A 20,755-nucleotide genomic window follows, 5' to 3' on the forward strand; every position below is an offset into this window, starting at 1 on the left:
TATGAAATATAAACTATTAACTCCGGGACCACTTACAACTACTGACTCGGTCAAAGAGCAAATGCTCTTTGACCATTGTACATGGGATGAGGATTATAAAAAGATAACAAGAGATATAACAGATAAATTATTAAACTTAGCAAAAGTCAATAAAGATAATTATGTATGTACTTTAATGCAGGGAAGCGGTACTTTTGGCGTAGAATCGGTATTATCGAGTTCTATAGGTGAAAATGATAAACTTCTTATCCTTTCAAACGGAGCTTACGGAGAAAGAATGGCGGATATTGCAAAACATAATAGAATAAATTACGTTATATATACCGAAGATTATAATAAAAGACATAACATAAATAAAATAAAAGATATTCTTAAAAATGATAAAGCTATTACTCATGTTTCTATTGTACATAGTGAAACCACATCAGGCATATTAAATGATATTGAAGAAATTGGTAAAGTAGTTAAAGAATACAATAAAATATTTATTGTTGATGCCATGAGCAGTTTCGGCGGAATTGATATTCCCGTGGAAAATTATAATATAGATTTTATCATAAGCAGCGCTAATAAATGTATACAAGGGGTACCGGGATTTTCATTTATAATAGCTAAAAAAGAAGAAATACTAAAATGTAAAAATAAAGCTAGAAGCCTTTCTCTTGATTTATACTCTCAGTGGGAAACGATGAATAAAGACGGAAAATGGAGATTTACATCACCGACTCATACTATCCTTGCATTTAATAAAGCTCTTGATGAGTTAAATGAAGAAGGCGGAGTTGATAAAAGATATGAAAGATATTATAACAATAACCGTTTGCTTATAGATAAAATGAAAGAACTTGGTTTTGATACATATGTAGATAATAAATATCAGTCTCCAATAATCACTTCTTTTATTTATCCTAAAAATGCCAATTACACATTTGAAGAAATGTATGACTTTATAAAACAAAGAGGGTATGCAATTTATCCGGGAAAAATTGAAAATATAAATTCTTTTAGAATAGGTAATATAGGCGAAATATATAAAGAAGACATAATAAAATTATGTGCAATTATAGAAGAATTTTTAAAAGGAGTAAACTAATGAGTAAAATTAAAGCAGTTATTTTTGATTGGGCGGGAACAACGGTTGACTACGGATGTTTTGCACCCGTTCAAACTTTTATAGAAGTTTTTAACGCATACGGACTCAATCCAACAATGGAAGAAACAAGAAAACCAATGGGTATGCTTAAAATAGATCATATAAGAACTATGCTTAATATGGATAGATTAAATAAAGAATTTACTAAAAAACATAATAGAGATTTTAATGAAGATGACGTTAAAATCATGCATGATAGATTTTCAGATATGATATTAAAAGTTTTGGATAAACATTCTGATGTAAAGCCTTATGTTTTGGAAACAGTAGAAGAGCTTAGAAAAATGAACATTAAAATAGGCTCAACTACAGGTTATACAGATAAAATGATGAATATAGTGACCGACTCGGCAAAGAAGCAAGGATATGAACCTGATATATGGTTCAGTCCCGATTCGACTAATGGAATAGGAAGACCTTATCCATATATGATATTTAAGAACATTGAAGAATTAAAAATACAATCCGTAAATGAAGTTATTAAAGTCGGAGATACCGTTTCTGATATTTTGGAAGGAAAAAATGCGGGAGTTATTTCTGTAGGTATTATCGAAGGCAGCTCTGAAATGGGGCTGACAATGGAAGAATATAATAATTTAAGCCAGGATAATAAGAAAAAAGAAATTGAAAGAGTAAAACTATCTTATAAAAATGCAGGAGCAGATTATATAATTAATGATATTAGAGGAATAATAGATATTATTAATGCCCTTTAATATAAATATATTACTCCGTACAAAAAATAGATGGCAATGATAATTGTCATCTATTTAAATTTATAAATATAATATAAATTTAAAATAAATCTGGTAAATAACCATAAATATTAATATAATAAAAAAAGACTTTATACATTTTAGAAAGGACACTGAATGCAAAGTTCCAAATTAGTTTCTAATATATTGGATATAGGTGAAATGCTTCTTGTATCGGGAGCGGAAGTAAGCAGAGTCGAAGACACTATGATAAGAATTGGAAATGCTTACGGTTTTAAAAAAGTAGATGTATTTACTATTACATCAACAATAATTTTAACTATACACCTCTCAAATGATGAAATATTGACGCAAACGAGAAGAATTAAAAAATATAATACAAATTTTGAAAAGGTCGAATATTTAAACCAACTATCCAGAGATATATGTTCTAAGAAAATAAATATTTCAAAAGTAGAAAAAGAAATAAAAAATATAGATAAAACAAAAAATTATCCCAAAGTATTACATTTATTTTCTTATATAGCTATTTCATTTGCTTTTTCTGTCTTCTTCGGAGGCACTTTTTTAGATGCTGTAGCGTCGGGAATGACAGGAGGATTTTTATATTTATTACTTGAACTACTAAATAAAGTTAATATGAATAATATAGTTATAAGTCTTTTATCCTCTACAGTAACGGCTTTAAGTGCAGTAACCTTATCAAATATGGGTGTAGGAAGTAATATAGATAAAATCATAATAGGCAATATAATGCTTCTGATACCGGGGATCCCTCTTACAAATTCTTTAAGAGATTTAATCAACGGTGATATAATATCCGGTCTGTTGGGGCTGCTCGAATCCTTACTTAAAGCTATAGCGGTTGCACTGGGGTTTGCTCTTATTCTAATACCCTTAGGAGGTTAACATGATAGAAAGTCTTATTCAAATAATAATGGCCCTATTGGGTTCCGTAGGTTTTGCGATACTTTTTAATATAAAAAGAGATAAGATATCTATAATAGCGTTCGGAGGAGCAATGTCTTGGATTTGTTATTTGTTTTTTTACAGTTATAATGCAAATAAAGTAATAAGTTTATTTATTTCAACTTTTATATTATCTATATTCGCAGAAATCATTTCCAGAAAAATAAAAACTCCTGTGATAATAATCTTAATACCAATACTGGTACCCTTGATCCCGGGAGGAGACTTATATTATACGATGTACAATTTGGTTACAGACAAAATGGATAGTTTCATTTATTTTTTTAATCTTGTAATTAAAGAAGCGGCAGCCATTTCTTTTGGAATAATATTAGTAACTTCAATAATGCAAATAATTACAAAAGTAAAAAAATATTATATAAGAAAAAGACCTTATTAAATAAGATCTAATCTTATGGGCACTACGCCTGCTGCGCAGATTCCGCGCCCAAAAACATAAAGCTATAATTTATCACTTCTTCTCTATAAATTCAAGATTTTCTACACTTGGATCATTTATAATATTGCCCATATAATCAAACCTCGAACCATGGCAGGGACAGTCCCACGATTTTTCGTCGGGGTTCCATGACAGTTCACACCCCAAATGAGGACACTTTGTAGAAACTATAAAGCACTTTCCGCTTTCATCTTTATATACTCCGACTTTCTTACCATTATACTTAACAACTCCCCCATGTCCCAAAGGCAGTTTGTCAAGTTCGGTATTTGGTATATCAAGAAATTCCTTAGATAATCCTTTTATGGAATATGGACCTTCTTTAATAGCCGATTTAACAATGCCTTTGGTATCAAATCTGCTTGGAGAAAAAATACTATTTTTATTATCGAGACCGTTAGATATCATATCAGCAATTATATTACTTCCAAGCATAGAAGAAGTCATTCCCCACTTATTAAATCCGGTAAGCACATAAACATCTTTAAGAGAGTCTGAAAATAATCCGATATAAGGAACCTTATCTATACTTATACAGTCCTGAGTTGAGTATTGTCCGACTTCTTTATACTCTTTATCAAATGTTCTTAGTTTTTCTCTGAGTAATTTATATTTATCGCCTTCTTTATTTTCTCCCGTCCTGTGATTTTCTCCTCCAAATAAAAGATACTTATCATAGCTTCTAAAAGAATAACTCTTATCATCTACATCTAAATATACATTTTTAAGCTTCTTCGTACTTTCTGATATAAGTACATAAGATCTTTCCTGATGCATCCTTAAAAAATAATATCCGGGAGTATTCACAAAAGGATAATGACATGCAAATACTATTTTATCTGCTTTTATTTTATATCCTTTATCGGTAGTTAATTCTTTATTATCTCCATTAAATTCTTTTATAAATGTATTTTCATATATTTTTAAACCGTTTATTATATGTTTTACAAACTTTAAAGGATTAAATTTTGCTTGATCCTTATATTTTATTGCTCCCTTAAAGCCTTTTGGAAGTTCACATTCTTCAATATATTCACAGTCTATACCGCATTTAATAGCTGCTTCATATTCTTCTTTTAAATGATAATCATATAAAGTAGAGTAAAGAAAAGAAGAACATTTTTTAAATTCGCAATCAATATTTTCTTTATTTATTAAATCTTCATATTCGTTTATAGCTCTTTTATTATAGTCGGCATATTCTTTTGCTTTTTCCAAAGAAAAATTATCTATCAAATAATTATAAATAAGTCCGTGAGCCAAAGATATTTTTGCTGTCGTATATCCGGTAGTACCCGAACATATTTCTTTCGCTTCAAAAATAGCAGCATTTATTCCTTTTTCCTTTAATTTATAAGCTGTTAGTATACCGGCAAGACCTCCTCCTATGATGGCTACATCAACATTGATATTATTTTTCAAGCTTTCATAGCTAGGCAAATCAGTAGTGTTTTTCCAAAGTGCATCCATAATAAATACCTCTTAATATTTTTTTATAATTATTGACACATTATTGAAATGTATAACATTATAAAAATAAAAAAAGCAGTATTTATTTACTGCTTTTTAGCTCTATCTATTCAATATAAAATTCATTATTTTTTCTGCTCTCACATGCTTTTTTTAACTTTTTCTTAGAAGCCGCAAGCATAACTTTACTGACACTTCTTGCTTTATTAGGACAAATCTCTATACATCTCATACAGGAAATACACTTTTCTTTATCTGTAAGTTTTGGGTTATCCATAGGTATTGCCCCTACAGGACATTTTTTGACACATAGCCCGCATTCAATGCATTTGTCAGAAGATTTAGGTTTGATGGGTACTCCGTTATATTCTTTATAAGGATAATTTCCGGGAACTTCAACATTGCCTTTAATATCATCATTATCATTTAAATAATCTTTAACTTTATTAGCATAATCAGTTAATTCTTTTTTATCATCTTCATCGGGACGTCCTTTTCCATAAATGTGCATTATGGAATGTTCAGCTACAGCCGCAATAGCAGAAAAACATAAGAAACCATTATCTTTAAGTATATCTTTAAGTTCTTTTAGCGTATCATCATATGCTCTGTTACCATAAGAAACGATAAGTAAAGCAGGAGTATCATTACCTTTTATTTTTGAAATATTATTTATTGCAGCACTTGGAACTCTGCCTCCAAAAGACGGAACCGAGATTATACAGAGTTCATCTTTATTAAATTGATATTTTTCATAGTTTTCATTATGTACAGATATGTCTATATTATTTATTAGTTCCTTATCCCATACATCTAAAATGATATGTACTATTTTTTCAGTACCTCCTGTAGGACTGAAACATAGGCTGTTCACCTTTGATATTTTCATGATTATCTCCTTTTTATTTCTATTTGATTATTTTATTAATTTTCTAAAATTAATATTAATATTTTTAAATTTACTGTTTTAATTTAAATAAAACCAGTCATATAATATGATATTTAACTTAATATAAATAATATTCACCAAATTTATCAATATAACTAATCAATAATTTTGTTATTTCTGAACTCATAATTTTAATTTTATTTATATTATCAAAACAACATAAAAATGATTTTAATAAAATACTTATTATTATATTAAATAATACTTCAATTTTATATTATATTAAAAACAAAAAATCTGATTTATACAAATTAAACATTTCTGCTACTTTTAATTTAAAATCGAAATCTGCTTCTACTTATATATTAAATATTATAAATAAAATAACAAATTTATTTAATATTAAATAACTAAATTTGATTTAATTAAAAAAGACAATTATATATTGTCTTTTTTATATTTCTATTTTTTAACTCTGTCAAAATATGGACTTTTACCGCTGATACTTATAGGGATACCTTCCCATAAAATATCTTCACCCTCAGCATAATCCATTTCCTCGGCTACTTTTCCTATCGAAAACATGACTCTGCTGTCAACCCTGTTATCAGCGGCAACAGAAACGGCTGAGCCTATAGCAATACCCAAATCCAATGTATTAAAAGCACATCTTCCGCCTAACTTTTTATTTTCACTGCAGTTTTCAAATCCGCAGAACGAGCAATGAGGAAGTCCTGTATAAGCCCTTTTTACACCAATCAATACTACTGCATCCGAAGCTCTGAGGTTTCTTCCGTCCCTTACATAATGCCCTTCTGTTTCTCCGAATTCTCTTAAATAAACTTCTTCCATTTTATCTGCAAGTGCATCCTTTTCTTTTCCGGTTAAGACAACGGTTACGATATTGTCTACACCTTTTGCCTTTGGCGCGGTTCTCGCAGCGGCACACATCTTTGCGGCAGTTTCTAAAACAGCTTTTTCTTCCATTTGTTTTTCATCGTAAAACATTTTTATATCTCCTTTTTATTTATATAAAATATAATTTATATAATTTTTACAAGTATCATTGCAAGTCCAAGAACAGCAAGAACTATACCCGTTATCCTGTTTAACTTTTCGGGAGTTGATTTATTTGCAAATAATGCAGCCACTCTCGCACCTACAAATGTAGCTATTATACAAGTTATAAGAGCAGGTATATCCGGGGTAGTACTTATGGCAGTGTGAGATAAAAATCCTGTAAGTGCAGTAAAAGTCATGATGAAAACACTTGTACCGACAGCAGTCTTAAGTTCATATCCAAGAACACTCGTTAAAATAAGAAGCATCATCATACCGCCTCCGGCACCTATAAATCCGCATATAAAACCAATCAGTATACCACAAATAATAGAACTTATGATCATGGATTTTTTATCTTTTTTCTCCAAATTTTCTTTGGTAGTCATAACGGGTTTTACTATAAATTTGATACCCAGTAAAAATGTCATGAATACAGAAAAACTACCCATTGTGGAATTGGGTACTATTGAAGCTATATAACTTCCCACGACGGTAAATATCAAAACAGCGATAAGCATTATAATCCCGTTTTTAATATCTATATTTTTATTTTTGTAATATATGTAAGCAGAAACTGCAGAAGCTAAAACATCCGAAGCCAACGCGATAGAAACAGCTTCATACGCATTAAATCCCAAGAATGTAATAAGCATTGGAGAAATTACCGCCGCCGCAGAAAGACCTGCCAGCCCTGTTCCTATCCCGGCACCAAGCCCTGATATAATATAAATCAAATAACTAAAAATCATAAAAACCTCTCAATATAAATTTACTTAAATAAAATACTAATTATCAATATCTAATTTATTTAAACTATCGAAAGTTTTTAATAAATTAGTAAAATTTTCTTTACCTATTTTATTTTCGATATCTTTCTGAGCATTTTCCCATAATGGTATAGCCAAATTTAAAAGAGTTTTCCCTTTTTCGGTAAGCCTTACTTTTTTATTTCTTTCAGATATATCTGAAATATCTTCTATCAAATATTCTTTAAACAGTGATTTTAAATTTCTAACCACGGTAGTTCTTTCAAGTCCTACTTTAACTGCAATCTCGCTTACCGAAGCAGGTTCTATCTTTAATATATTTTTAAGTAAATAAAACTGATTTATTGTAATACCAACTTCTTTTAAATAATTGTCATAATATTTTGTAACTATATTTGCTGCTCTTCTAAAATTAATACAATAACAGCTATATTTTTTTGAATTATCCATACCCTCACCTTTTCGTGTATATACACTGTAACACTTTATAAAAACTTTGTCAATATATTTAATTTATACTATATCTTCAAGTTTAAATTTTATGACTTTCTTTAAGTCATTTATGTTTACTTCAACCTGATATCCAACCTTACCGGCAGAGAATATAAAAGTATCAAATTCTTCTGAAGTTATATCAATGACAGTTGTAAATAATTTCTTCATCCCTATAGGAGAACATCCCCCATGAACATATCCGGTAAGCGGTAAAAGCTCTTTTTCTTTTATCATATTAATAGATTTCTCACCTACACTTTTTGCGGCTTTCTTCAAATCAAGTTCTTTATTTACGGGAATGACAAACACATAATATTCCTTGGATTTACCTACGGTAACTAAAGTTTTAAAAACTTGATTTTCATTTTGATTTAAATACCTAGCTACTTCCCTTCCGCTTATAGCTCCTTTTTCCTTATATGTATAACTTTTATATTTAATATTCTTTTTATCCAATATCCTCATAACATTCGTTTTTTCACTCATCATTGACCTCAATATAAATAATTTAAAATAAGTTTAGCACATGATAATGCTTCTTTCAATTTAAGTAAATAAAAAACACCTTATAAGTAAGGTGTTTTAAATCATAAATCTATTTTTTTAAATGATTTTATCGACTTTTTATATGTAAATATATTAGATATGATAAATATAAATATACTAATGATCAATAACATTATTTTTCCAAATAAAAATATATCATCGGGAGTATCTATATAATTAATTACAAAGGGAAAAATATGTGTAGATGATTCAATTATTATCATAAGTATAGTAGAAAGTATTGAAGCTATACAAAATGAATATCCCACTTTATTTACATTCTTATAATAATGTGTAAAGAATACATAATTATATATACTATATATCAAAAATCCCATTGCTAATAATGAAATATTTGCATCGAGTCCTGCCAGATTAGGTGTATATACAAATATATTTTTTATAATTATAAAAGGTATAAGTAACAAAACTTGAGATATTTCAATAAGGCAAACAAATAATATCCTGGCTTTCACAATATCACTTCTGTCTATGGGAAGAAGCATTGAATAATATATATCCTTAGTTTCTCTGACGTTTAAAGATATAAAAAATATTCCTAAAATACTATAGAAAAATATGACCATATAAGGATAATTGGGTATTATTACCATTGATGATAATAGTAAAAATACATATGTACTCGGATGTATAGCAAGTTTAAATTCTTTATATAATATATTTTTCATTATTTTCATCCCTCTCTAAATGTATCATTATACTTTCCAAATCAGTATTTACTACCTCATAATAGTCTTTTAAATCATCATTAGAGCTTATAATGCCTTCATAACCATATTTAGTTTCTTTTATTCCTATTAGATTTTTATTATCTTCATCTATATAGTTTTCTTTTTTAATCCTCACACATTTGAATTTACTTATCAAGTCATCATAAGTTTGATTTAAAATGATTTTTCCGTTTTTTATATATATGATATTGTCTGCACATCTTTCCAAATCAGATGTTATATGAGTAGAGAAAAATATAGTTACCTTTTCTTTATTTATAAGCTCTAAAAATATATCTAAAAGTTCTTCCCTCGAAACGGGATCCAACCCGCTTGTGGGTTCATCAAATATCAATAACTTTGCATTATGAGAAAGTGCAAGTATCAGAGAATATTTAACTTTCATTCCTTCGGATAATTCACAGGGTTTCTTATTTTCATCGATATTAAATTTATTCATATAATCCTTATATGCTTCATCATCCCAGTTGTCATAAAATCTCTTCGTAACAGAAGTTATAACTTTGATAGGTTTTAAAGAATAATAATCTATACCTCCGCTTACAAAACCAATATATTTTTTTATTTTATTTATATTATCTCTGTTATATTTTTCAAAAAAAGTTATATCGCCGTCATCGATTTGAATAAAATTCATAATAGATTTAATTGCGGTCGTTTTACCCGCTCCGTTCCTACCTATAAATCCTACTATTTTACCTTCATCAAGAGAAAATGATATATTTTTAAGTTCGAACTTTTCATACTTTTTATTTAAATTTTCTATATTTAATACTTTCATTTTATTATGTCCTTTTCTTATTTATCTTTTAATATCTCGTCTGTTATAGGTTTGAATATTTCTGTCTTAGCAAGAGCCAATCCTTTATTTATATCACCTAAAAATATAAGATAATCTCCTGCATTGATATTAAAAATTTTTCTTGCTTCTTTAGGTATAACTATTTGTCCCCTATCGCCGACTTTTACAGTACCAAATAAATATTTGCCTTCATCATCATCGGATTTATCATCTACATCATCGAGTAAATACCTCACCAAAGTATCGATAGTTACCGAGTAAACATTGGATAGTTCCAATATACTATATAAATCAGGTATACTCTCTCCTTTTTCCCATTTTGCTATGGCTTGCCTGCTAACACCTATCTTCTCTGACAACTGTTCCTGAGTCAAACCGTTATTTTTCCTTAAGTCTTTTAAATTTTTGTAAATCATAACTCTTCTCCTTAATTCAAAAGTATAAATTTAATATAGAAAATTTAAAACCAACCAATATTTACATTTATGTTATATTTAGTTGCAAAATATAATTTAAATATATCATCATTTACCCAATAACAATATTATTATTTCTATCTTTATGTTTTTTATAAAATAAAAAAGACAGGTATAAACCTGTCTAAAAAATACTAAATATTATTAATCCGATAATTTCTTTTGATTATAAACAAATACGAATACAGTTGCAAGAACCACCAAGTTTACCATCATGATAGAAACTCGTAGAAAAGTAAAGTTATTTGCTATATCAAATATGATAGTCATCAATTGTCCGCTGTATAATCCCATTGCAATGGTAGATAAAAATCCGCTTCCTGTACCCGATGCAATTAGTGGAACAAGTGCGAACAAAATTGTTATAGGTGTACTTGCAGCAGCTACATTCGAACCCGACTTAACAATTACCCCTATAATAGCACCAAGTATCGTTGAACATAGTATACCGAGCATTACTATAAGTAAAAACTGAGGTATATATATAAGCTCTAAATTTAAAAGAGGCAAAAACAAACATGAAGTAACTATATTAAGTACGAATACAAAACTACCTACACCAAGCAGATACTGTAACGGTTTAACATTTGATAGTATCAGTACTCTTAAAGTTTGTTTATCTTTTTCCTCTGCAATAAGTGCAGCAGTAATCATCAAAGGTATCATAGATATATGCATTGTAAGGAAAATAAGCGGATTTGTTCCTGCATTTCCTTTCATCATTGCTGTTATCAAATATGCAAATACAGGGAAAAGTAAGAATAAAAATACTATTCTGTTACTTCTAAGTGCATCTTTGATTTCTTTAACAAAAATTGCTTTTATTTTTCTAAGTGATGTTGACATTATATTAACTTCCTTCCTGTAAGAGCAATAAATACTGTTTCCAAGTTAGGTTCAGAAGAGTGGATAGATACGACTTCATTGTTTCTGAAATGATTTGCTATCTTATCGGCACACTCACTGTTATTTAAATATCTTACTATATTACCAGATTTAAGAAGTAATTCGACTTCATTTTTTTCATTATACTGTCTGCATAATTCTTCAGGAACACCATACTCAACAATAACACCTTCATTAAGTAACGCTACATGATCACAAAGCTTAGTAGCCTCTTCCATATTATGTGTAGTTAGGAATATAGTAGTACCTTGTTCTCTAAGTTCAAATAATAATTTATGTACTTTCTGAGCTGTTAAAGGATCAAGACCGCTTGTAGGTTCGTCTAAGAATATAAGTTCGGGTTTATGCAGTATAGCTCTTGCTATAACAAGTCTTTGCCTCATACCTTTTGATAAGTTACCCGCTTTTTCCCACTTAGCATCCGCTAAATCTACTTTATCGAATACATCATGAACTTCCTGTCTTGATATATTATGTAAATCTGCAAAGAAAAGAATATTATCAAAACAAGTAAGTCTTTCATAAACTCCGCTGTCGTCAAGAACCATACCTATTCTTTCATAATCTGCATCTTTAAGTCTTATACATTCTTTATTAAATACTTCTGCAATACCAAGATCCGAAGGGATCTGACCTGTAAGGATTTTTATCAAAGTGGTTTTACCTGCTCCCGAAGGACCTAAAAAACCTAATATTTCACCTTTATTTACATTAAAAGTTACATCTTTTAATGCTTCTTTTTCGCCGAACTTCTTGTTAACATGTTCCAGCTTTATAACTATGTTTTTATTTTTCGCCATACAATACCTCGTATAAATTTTACTTAAATATTATAGTAATTTTTAAAACTTATATCTCATTATATATTGTTTAAAATCAGTAGTCAACAGTTTTGAAATTTACTTTTATTTACATAATAAAAAAAGACTAAAATACTAAATAGTCTTTATTCTTCGATTATATGATTATCTATTATCGCATTTATATCTTTATATAAAAACTTTTTAAGTACTTCGAGTTTTACAGGCTCATTATATAATATTACATTATAACAAGTTGAATTTACAAATTCCAATATGGTATAAAGCATAAGTTCTTGATTATCAAATTTATATCCTGATGTGTCAATCAAATCGTAAAAATATTTTTTAAATTTATTATCTTCTTCATTATCCTCTATTATTACTTTCTTAAATACGGCCCAGCTTAAATTTTTAGCAATGAAACTCAACATAATTGGACTTTTATCCAGTAAATCAATTATATAATCCACTATAAATATTATTTTATCATGGAATTCACTTATATTTTCTTTTTCTAAAGCTGATTTTGCTGCATTAAAAATTTCCGTAGACTTATTGAAAATAAGAGTATCATTAATATCATATTTATTTTTAAAGTATAAATAGAAAGTTCCTTTTGCAACTTTAGCTTTTTTAGTTATATCCGATACAGATGTTTTTTCTATGCCTTTAGTTATGAATAAACTAAAGGCAGAATCTAAAAGAGCATCTAATTTTAATTTCTTTTTATCTTCAATAATCCCCATTTTTATATCTCCTTACTTTAAATATTATTATATTAATAGAGGAAAGTCAATTATTAAATCAAAATAATTGACCATAAGTCATTTTTTATTTATTATATATTGACTAATGGTCATATTAGTATTATAATCTTCTACAATAATAAAATGACTAATGGTCATATTAGTATTATAATCTTCTACAATAATAAAATGACTAATAGTCATTATTTAATATATACCTTCATATATTAAACTTAAGGAGGAAATTATATGATAAAAATATCTGAAAAAATAGTAAAAAATAAAATACTGATTTTAATAATAAGTTTACTTTTATTGATCCCGTCAGTAATAGGATTTATTACTACAAGGATAAACTATGATATATTATCATATCTGCCTAAAGACCTGGATACGATGAAAGGTCAGGATATACTCATCGATGAATTTGGTAAAGGCGGATTTGGTATGTATATAGTTAAGGGAATGGAAGATAAAGACATATCAAACTTGAAGACCAAAATAGAAAATGTAAAAGGTGTTGAATCGGTAATATGGTACGACGATATAATGGATACATCTGTACCGAAAGAAATACTTCCGGATAATATTTATAAGGAATTTAACAACAAAGAAAATAATGAAACATTAATGGCAATTTTCTTTAAAGGAAGTATGGGGTCGGATGAAACGATGAAAGCTGTGGAAGAGATAAGGAGTATATCCGATAAACAATGTTTCTTAAGCGGTATGTCATCTGTAATAACAGATATAAAAGAGGTCGTCAATCAAGAAACAGTGGTTTATGTAATAATAGCAGCTATTCTTACATCTATAATATTAGCTTTTTCAATGGATTCATTTATGATCCCTGTATTCTTTCTGCTCAGTATAGGCATGTCAATATTATATAACCTCGGAAGTAACTTCTTCTTAGGAGATGTATCATTCATAACAAAAGCATTGACTGCAGTTCTTCAGCTTGCCGTTACAATGGACTATTCGATTTTTTTATATCACAGTTATCAGGAAGAACTCGAAAACTTTGATACAAAAAATGAAGCAATGGCAAATGCCATAACAAATACATTTACTTCGATAGTAGGAAGTTCCATAACAACTATAGCAGGATTTTTAGCTCTTTGTTTTATGACATTTACTCTCGGACTTAATCTTGGAATAGTAATGGCAAAGGGCGTAGTAATAGGTATTATATCCTGCGTTACAATACTGCCTTCATTTATACTTACTTTTGAAAAGACAATCAATAAAACAAAACATAGAAATTTTATGCCGAACTTTGATAAGTTATGTAACTTTATAGTTAAAAACTATAAAATATTTGCTTTACTGTTTGTAATAATATTGATACCTTCTATATACGGATATAAAAATACAAAAGTTTACTACAACTTAGCTGATACACTCCCTGCTGAAACAGAAAGTATAGTTGCAAATAATGCACTGGTTAAAGATTTTGATATAGGTACAACACATATGATACTTGCAGATAAAAATCTATCCAGAAAAGATACCTATAATATGATAAATGAAATAAAAGATGTAAAAGGTATAAAAGATGTCTTATCACTGGATTCTATAGTAGATCCTTCTGTACCCGATGAAATGATACCAAGCGACGTGAAAGAATTATTAGAAAGCGATAAATATAAACTAATAATAATAAATTCATCTTACAAAACCGCATCAACAGAAGTAAACAATCAAATAACAAGTATAAATAACATTACAAGTAAATACGATAAGAACTCACTGGTGATAGGAGAAGCCGCATGTACTAAGGATTTAATAGATATAACAGACAGAGATTTTAAAGTTGTAAGTTATATTTCAATAATAGCAATACTTATTATAATAGCCTTCGTATTTAAATCAATATCCCTTCCTATTATATTGGTTTCGATTATAGAGTTCGCTATATTTATAAATATGGGTTTACCTTTCTATACAAATACCACGATACCATTTATAGCTTCTGTGGTTATAGGTACTATACAGCTTGGAGCTACGGTAGATTATGCAATCCTCATGACCACGAGATATAAAAGAGAAAGGACTAACGGACTTAGTAAAAAAGAGTCTGTGACGATAGCTCTTAAAACATCAATAAATTCAATTATAGTAAGTGCTTTGGGATTTTTCTTATCAACTCTCGGAGTTTCTGTTTATTCAAAAGTGGATATGATAAGTTCTCTTTGTACTCTTTTATCAAGGGGGGCGATCATAAGTATGTTTACTGTTATATTCATGCTTCCATCAGCATTGATGATATTTGATAAACTAATAATAAAAACAAGTTATAAATTCAATATAGGTAATAAAGGAGAAGTTTTAAATGAAAAATAAAAACAAAATAATCGCAGGAGCTTTATCTTCGTTACTTGTAATTTCTACATTTACTCCAAGTATATTTGCAAAAAGTTCAAAAGTAACTAAAGAAGAAAGCGTATATGTAATTGCAGACCAAAACGGTAATGTAAATAAAAAAATAGTAAGCGACACTTTAAAAAACACAAAAAAAGGTGATAAAATCGAAGACAAATCTAATCTAAGAGATATAAAAAATGTTAAAGGAAAAGAAACATTCAATAAAACTTTTTCTAAAGTAATATGGAACAGTGAAGGAAAAGATATAACTTACCAAGGAACATCAAATAAAAAACTACCTATAAGTGTAAAACTATCATATTACTTAAATGGAGAAAAAGTAAGTGCAGAGGATATAGCACATAAATCAGGAAAATTAAAAATAAGATTTGATTATAAAAATACAACATTCAATAATAACCCGTTTATGATAGTTTCAGGGATGATAATGGATTCTAAAAAAATAAGCAATGTAAAAGTTACAAACGGAAAATCAGTTGATGAAGGAGATAATACATTAATTATAGGGTACGGTTTTCCGGGAATGGATGAGTCTTTAAGTATGAAAGGAGTAGATATACCTTCATATTTTGAAGTAAGTGCCGATGTAAAAGACTTTACATTTGACGGAAGTATGAGTTATGCTACGAATGAAATATTTAGTGACATAGACTTATCCGATGTAGATAGTTTAATGGATTTAACAAATTCTTTAAGTAAACTTTCAAGTGCTTCAAACAGCCTTGTTGAAGGATCAGATGAATTATATAAAGGAATTACCACTTTAGTAGATAAATCGGGAACACTTACAACAGGAGTAGATAAATTAAATAAAGGTGCTAAAAAATTAGCCGATGGAAGCAAACAGCTAAAAACAGGAGCAAATGATATAAAAAACGGAGCAAACACTTTATCTAATAAAATAGATACTCTTTCAACGAGTTTAAAAACAGCAAAAGAAGGAGCTTCTACATTAAAGGGAGGTTTAAATACAGCCGGAAGCACTTTAAATCAAACAATAGCTTATAATGAACAAGTAAAATCAGGTATTGATACCATGATAAGTCAATTAAAGAGTGCAGATCCTTCAAATCCGATGATTACACAGCTTGAAACGATGTCAGGTACACTAGACCAAACTATCAAAGGTCAAAAGCAAATATCTTATAACTTAACTACATCATCTAATTCCGGAGGAAATCCAACACTTATGAAAGGTGCTTCTGACTTACAAAGCGGACTTTCTCAGATATATGACGGAAGTAAATTATTAAAAACACAGGGAAGCGATAAAATAGCTATAGGTGCAAATGATTTAATAAATAAAGGTATCGATCCATTGATATCAGGAAGCAATGATTTAAGTGACGGACTTAATACACTTCAAAAAGGAAGCAGTCAACTGATAAGCGGGATAAATAAATTACAAAAAGGTTCTAAACAACTAAAAGAAGGTATGAACCAATTTGATAAAGAGGGTATAAGTAAACTTGTTGAAGCTGCCGGAAGTATAGATAACTTAAAGGCTAGGCTTCATACGACTATAGATAAAGCTAATGATTATAATAATTTTTCAGGAATATCAGATAATATGAATGGAAGTGTTAAATTTATATATAAAACAGATGCTATAGAATAAAGTAATTAAACTCAATAATATTGTAAATATAAAAAAGGATTGAATTAGATCAATCCTTTTTTATATATCATTTAAACTTTATATATTATTTTAAAGCCATGAGTAGCTCTAATTAAATATTAAATAAACTTTATAAGTCAATTATATATATTTATTTAAAAGTCCTTCAAAACCTTTTAAATCATCTTTATCGGGATGAGTAAGAGCATTATCAAAATTATTGATCATACCTTTAATGTTTTCATCATTGGGATTTACATCTAAAGATTTTTCATATCTTTTTCTAATTCCAATACCCATTTTCCCCTGACACATATAATAATCTATTACTTCACAGCTATCATTAATATCCTTTTTTATATTATTGATAATCTTATTATAATATTCTTTATTACTCATAAAACCTGCGGTACCAAATAATATAATTTTTTTATTTTCTATTTTACTTAATAGTTTTTTTATATTATCGGCAGCACTTCCTTTATCGGTCCAAAATCCCACTAATATTATATCTTCATTATTATCAATATAATTATCTTTATACTCTTCAAATTTAACTATATTATTTTTTAATATATCATATGCTTTTTCGGCAAGCAGCTTTGTATTTCCGGTTTTTGATTCGTAATAAATACTATATTTCATTTTAATTCTCCTTATTAAAAAAGACCATAAGGTCTTTCTTAGTTAGATATTCTAACAGGCATTATTAGATAAGTGAACTTATTTGAACTTACAGGCTTAATCAAACAAGGACTGTTAGAACTGTTAAATTCTAATATAACTTTTTCATCTTCGATAACTTTAAGTGCATCTATAACATATCTGCTGTTAAACGAAATATCCAAATCTTCGCCGCTTAAATTTATATTTATATTTTCTTCAACATTACCGTAAGCAGACTTACTTGTAAGTAGTAAATTATTATCGGTAAAATGAAGTGTTATCAGATGAGCTCTTCCTTCATCGGAAATAATCGCAGCTCTTTCACAAGCAGACAATAACTCATTTTTATTCATTTTAACTATTGTTTTACTTTCTTTAGGTAAAAGATTACCGTAATCTATAAATTGCCCCTGAAGAAGGCTTGATACCAACTGAGTCCTTCCGATGTTTGCAACGAACTTTTTATCATTGATATTTAAAAATACATCATCATCGTAATTTGTAAGTATTTTATTGAGTTCGTTTAATGTACTCGAAGGAACTACACACTTAATGTTATTCATATATCTTTCTTTTGATTGTTCGCTTCTTATAGCCATTCTAAAGCCGTCTATTGCAACAAATTTAATATCTTCGTCGTTATTTTCTATTAATATACCGGTTAGTATAGGAGAAACAGAATCCGAAGTCGCACATGCAAAAGATGTTTCTTTTACCATATTTCTTATAACGTGGTTGTCCATTTTTATAAAATCATTTATATTATAAACTTCTTTGTTAGGGAATGTTCTATGGTCCATAGCAGTAATATTAAACTTTGAATTTAAACAAGTAAGTTTAATATTATTGTTCTCATCTGCATCTATCTCAACTTCACCGTTATCAAAACTTCTGACTATATCACTTAGTATTCTTGAATTTATTAAAAGTTTACCTTCTCTTATTACTTTAGCATCTATTATCGTTGATATTTGTATCTCTTTATTAGTAGCATATAAAGAAAGTACATCATCATAACTTTCAAGTAGTATACCTTCCAAAGATCCTACATTTCTAAGAGTTGTTGCTTTACTTACCGTTACAAGTGCTTTTAAAAATTCATTTCTATCAACTTTTATGTTCATTTATGAGTATCCTTTCTGTTATAGAGTTAACTGCCATTTTTATCTTTATAGAATTATTAATTATTAAAGAGTAATAGTATTAGTAGTGTTGATAATGTTGATAAGTCAAAAATCTATTTTTATCAGCTGATTTTGTCGATTTTTTCATGTTAATAATTAATAATTTTATTAGGATAACTATCTTAGTAAGTTGTTACTTACTATTTTTTATTTCGAGAGTTATCTTCTTTATTTCTTCTTCAAGTGTTCCGTTTGTCTTAAGTTCTTCTTTTATTTTATCATAACCGTGGATTACTGTCGAATGATCTCTTCCTCCGTAGTAATCTCCTATTGCAGGAAGTGAACTGTCTGTTAGCTCTCTAGCTAAATACATGCTAATCTGTCTCGGAAAAGCTATATTCTTAGTTCTTCTTTTAGATAAAATATCGGCTTTACTTATATTGTAATAATCACAAACTACTTTTGTAATCAAATCCATAGATATTTTTTTATCGCTTATATCAATTATATCTTTTAATTGTTTTTTTACAAGGTCTAAAGTTAAAGGTTTGTTATAAAATTCATTGAGAGCCATTACTTTTAATAATAAGCCTTCAAGTTCCCTTATATTGGATTCTATGTTTTCAGCTATATAATTAAGTATTTCGTTACTTACCTGATAATTTTCTTCTTTTGCTTTTTTTCTGAGTATTGCAAGTCTTGTTTCAAAGTCAGGCATAGATATATCACATATAAGTCCAAGAGAAAATCTGGAACGAAGCCTGTCTTCAAGATGAGGGATTTCTTTTGGAGGTTTATCGGATGTTAATATTATCTGTTTATTTGAACCTTGAAGTGCATTGAATGTATGGAAAAATTCATTTTGTGTTTCATTTTTTCCCGCTATAAACTGAATATCGTCAATCAATAATACATCTGCATTTCTGTATTTATTTCTAAACTGTACATTGGTTTTATTTTGTATAGCATCCAAAAATTCATTTAAGAATTGTTCGCTCGATAATAAAACAACTTTTTTTGTAGGGTCTTTTCTTAGTATATGCTGTGCTATTGCGTGCATTAAGTGAGTTTTTCCAAGTCCCACTCCCCCATATATAAAAAGAGGATTGTATTTTTTAGCCGGAGCATCGGCAACAGCCAAAGAAGCTGCATGAGCAAATCTGTTATTTGGACCTACCACAAAAGAATCAAATGTATATTTGGGATTGAATTGTATATAAGAATTATTATATACATTATATTCCACACTTTGTTTTGGTTCTGCAGCTGCAATCTCATCTATGGCTTCATTTTCACTATAAACCATATCATTTGATGACGCTACTACGAATTTAACTTTAATATATCTTTGAGTATAATATTTTAAAGCATTTTCAACAAGTACTGCATATTGCCCTTCAAGCAGTATTTTATTTCCTTCGTCGGGAACTTGTAGAAAAAATGTATCATTTTCATAAGCTAAAGGTGTTATTGATGTTTCGAAATATTCTTTAAACACAAAATCAGATAATTCATCTTCTAAATATTCCAGTGCATTGTTCCATAATTCCGTTTTAAAAGACATTTTAACCTCCAAGTAATAATATAAATATCAATAGTAAACAATCATATATAAATGTGAAAATAATAAAATTCAACTTATAAATTTTATTAACATTTAAGTTATCAACATATAAACGAACTTAAAATCGACATATTTTCCTAAAAAAGCAGAAAAAAAATAGGCTTATTAATAATTTACCCACAATAAATGTTAATAACTTTTATAATATATGTAGATAAGTGGTCTTTTTATCTATTATAACAAAAAATGCTAAATTATCAACATTTATTTTAAGTGTTATAAACAGTGTAAATATGCTATATTTCTACTATATATGCTATTATTTTTATGATTAAGTAATGCATTTTGTGTTTTATAAATATATTGGTTATAAAATAGGTTAA

At 28.4% G+C, this 20,755-nt stretch carries 21 protein-coding genes; 6 read left to right on the plus strand and 15 right to left on the minus strand.

What is annotated here, in order from left to right; translation table 11 throughout:
* The first annotated feature begins 1 nt into the window (after position 1).
* The 4 genes from phnW (at position 2) to NSA01_RS03545 (ending at position 3,238) form a co-directional block, all read left to right on the plus strand.
* Entirely contained in the window at positions 2-1,093 is a 1,092-nt protein-coding gene (gene phnW, locus NSA01_RS03530; protein WP_257480135.1) for a 2-aminoethylphosphonate--pyruvate transaminase, read from the plus strand.
* Positions 1,093-1,869 (plus strand): phosphonoacetaldehyde hydrolase, encoded by a 777-nt coding sequence (gene phnX, locus NSA01_RS03535; protein WP_257480136.1) that lies wholly within the window; start codon positions 1,093-1,095, stop codon positions 1,867-1,869. Before phnW ends, phnX begins: the two co-directional genes overlap by 1 nt.
* Before the next feature lie 156 nt (positions 1,870-2,025).
* On the plus strand, positions 2,026-2,778 hold the full coding sequence (locus NSA01_RS03540; protein WP_257480137.1) for a threonine/serine exporter family protein: 753 nt from the start codon (positions 2,026-2,028) through the stop codon (positions 2,776-2,778).
* Position 2,779: 1 nt separating this feature from the next.
* Positions 2,780-3,238, plus strand: coding sequence for a threonine/serine exporter family protein (locus NSA01_RS03545; protein WP_257480138.1), 459 nt, complete (start codon positions 2,780-2,782; stop codon positions 3,236-3,238).
* A gap of 72 nt (positions 3,239-3,310) precedes the next feature.
* Here the strand turns inward: NSA01_RS03545 and NSA01_RS03550 are convergent, their stop codons facing one another.
* The 12 genes from NSA01_RS03550 to NSA01_RS03605 all read right to left on the minus strand — a co-directional run bounded on the left by NSA01_RS03550 (position 3,311) and on the right by NSA01_RS03605 (position 13,012).
* Positions 3,311-4,768, minus strand: coding sequence for an FAD-dependent oxidoreductase (locus NSA01_RS03550; protein WP_257480139.1), 1,458 nt, complete (start codon positions 4,766-4,768; stop codon positions 3,311-3,313).
* Positions 4,769-4,874: 106 nt separating this feature from the next.
* The gene (locus NSA01_RS03555) at positions 4,875-5,657 is read right to left on the minus strand and encodes an EFR1 family ferrodoxin (RefSeq protein ID WP_257480140.1); all 783 of its coding nucleotides are present in this window, start codon (positions 5,655-5,657) and stop codon (positions 4,875-4,877) included.
* Between the two features lie 462 nt (positions 5,658-6,119).
* Positions 6,120-6,665 (minus strand): ferredoxin domain-containing protein, encoded by a 546-nt coding sequence (locus tag NSA01_RS03560; RefSeq protein ID WP_257480141.1) that lies wholly within the window; start codon positions 6,663-6,665, stop codon positions 6,120-6,122.
* Between the two features lie 35 nt (positions 6,666-6,700).
* Positions 6,701-7,468: a sulfite exporter TauE/SafE family protein gene (locus NSA01_RS03565; protein WP_257480142.1), complete on the minus strand. Its 768-nt coding sequence runs from the start codon at positions 7,466-7,468 to the stop codon at positions 6,701-6,703.
* A gap of 36 nt (positions 7,469-7,504) precedes the next feature.
* Positions 7,505-7,936 carry a MarR family winged helix-turn-helix transcriptional regulator gene (locus NSA01_RS03570; protein ID WP_257480143.1) on the minus strand — a complete coding sequence of 144 codons (432 nt, stop codon included), beginning with the start codon at positions 7,934-7,936 and terminating at the stop codon, positions 7,505-7,507.
* Positions 7,937-7,999: 63 nt separating this feature from the next.
* Positions 8,000-8,467: a Cys-tRNA(Pro) deacylase gene (ybaK, locus tag NSA01_RS03575; RefSeq protein ID WP_257480144.1), complete on the minus strand. Its 468-nt coding sequence runs from the start codon at positions 8,465-8,467 to the stop codon at positions 8,000-8,002.
* A gap of 101 nt (positions 8,468-8,568) precedes the next feature.
* Positions 8,569-9,216 carry an ABC-2 transporter permease gene (locus NSA01_RS03580; protein WP_257480145.1) on the minus strand — a complete coding sequence of 216 codons (648 nt, stop codon included), beginning with the start codon at positions 9,214-9,216 and terminating at the stop codon, positions 8,569-8,571.
* Positions 9,197-10,060, minus strand: a complete 864-nt coding sequence (locus NSA01_RS03585; RefSeq protein ID WP_257480146.1) for an ABC transporter ATP-binding protein — start codon at positions 10,058-10,060, stop codon at positions 9,197-9,199. The genes NSA01_RS03580 and NSA01_RS03585 overlap by 20 nt, the downstream gene beginning before the upstream one ends.
* Before the next feature lie 17 nt (positions 10,061-10,077).
* Positions 10,078-10,497, minus strand: a complete 420-nt coding sequence (locus NSA01_RS03590; RefSeq protein WP_257480147.1) for a helix-turn-helix transcriptional regulator — start codon at positions 10,495-10,497, stop codon at positions 10,078-10,080.
* A 204-nt stretch (positions 10,498-10,701) separates the two neighbouring features.
* Positions 10,702-11,403: an ABC transporter permease gene (locus NSA01_RS03595; protein ID WP_257480148.1), complete on the minus strand. Its 702-nt coding sequence runs from the start codon at positions 11,401-11,403 to the stop codon at positions 10,702-10,704.
* Entirely contained in the window at positions 11,403-12,263 is an 861-nt protein-coding gene (locus NSA01_RS03600) for an ABC transporter ATP-binding protein (RefSeq protein WP_257480149.1), read from the minus strand. The genes NSA01_RS03595 and NSA01_RS03600 overlap by 1 nt, the downstream gene beginning before the upstream one ends.
* A 146-nt stretch (positions 12,264-12,409) precedes the next feature.
* Complete coding sequence (locus NSA01_RS03605) at positions 12,410-13,012, minus strand: TetR/AcrR family transcriptional regulator (protein ID WP_257480150.1); 603 nt, start codon at positions 13,010-13,012, stop codon at positions 12,410-12,412.
* Positions 13,013-13,261: 249 nt separating this feature from the next.
* Between NSA01_RS03605 and NSA01_RS03610 the strand changes: the two genes are divergently transcribed.
* The gene (locus NSA01_RS03610; protein WP_257480151.1) at positions 13,262-15,358 is read left to right on the plus strand and encodes an efflux RND transporter permease subunit; all 2,097 of its coding nucleotides are present in this window, start codon (positions 13,262-13,264) and stop codon (positions 15,356-15,358) included.
* Positions 15,348-17,018 (plus strand): hypothetical protein, encoded by a 1,671-nt coding sequence (locus tag NSA01_RS03615; RefSeq protein ID WP_257480152.1) that lies wholly within the window; start codon positions 15,348-15,350, stop codon positions 17,016-17,018. The genes NSA01_RS03610 and NSA01_RS03615 overlap by 11 nt, the downstream gene beginning before the upstream one ends.
* 141 nt (positions 17,019-17,159) lie before the next feature.
* On the opposite strand, the gene bilS is transcribed toward NSA01_RS03615, so the two are convergent.
* The 3 genes from bilS to dnaA form a co-directional block, all read right to left on the minus strand.
* The gene (gene bilS, locus NSA01_RS03620; protein WP_257480153.1) at positions 17,160-17,663 is read right to left on the minus strand and encodes a flavodoxin family protein BilS; all 504 of its coding nucleotides are present in this window, start codon (positions 17,661-17,663) and stop codon (positions 17,160-17,162) included.
* 38 nt (positions 17,664-17,701) lie between these two features.
* Entirely contained in the window at positions 17,702-18,808 is a 1,107-nt protein-coding gene (dnaN, locus tag NSA01_RS03625; RefSeq protein ID WP_257480154.1) for a DNA polymerase III subunit beta, read from the minus strand.
* A gap of 193 nt (positions 18,809-19,001) precedes the next feature.
* Positions 19,002-20,372 carry a chromosomal replication initiator protein DnaA gene (dnaA, locus tag NSA01_RS03630; protein ID WP_257480155.1) on the minus strand — a complete coding sequence of 457 codons (1,371 nt, stop codon included), beginning with the start codon at positions 20,370-20,372 and terminating at the stop codon, positions 19,002-19,004.
* Between the last annotated feature and the right edge of the window lie 383 nt (positions 20,373-20,755).

Source organism: Anaerofustis stercorihominis (assembly GCF_024623185.1).
Taxonomy (GTDB): Bacteria; Bacillota; Clostridia; order Eubacteriales; family Anaerofustaceae; genus Anaerofustis.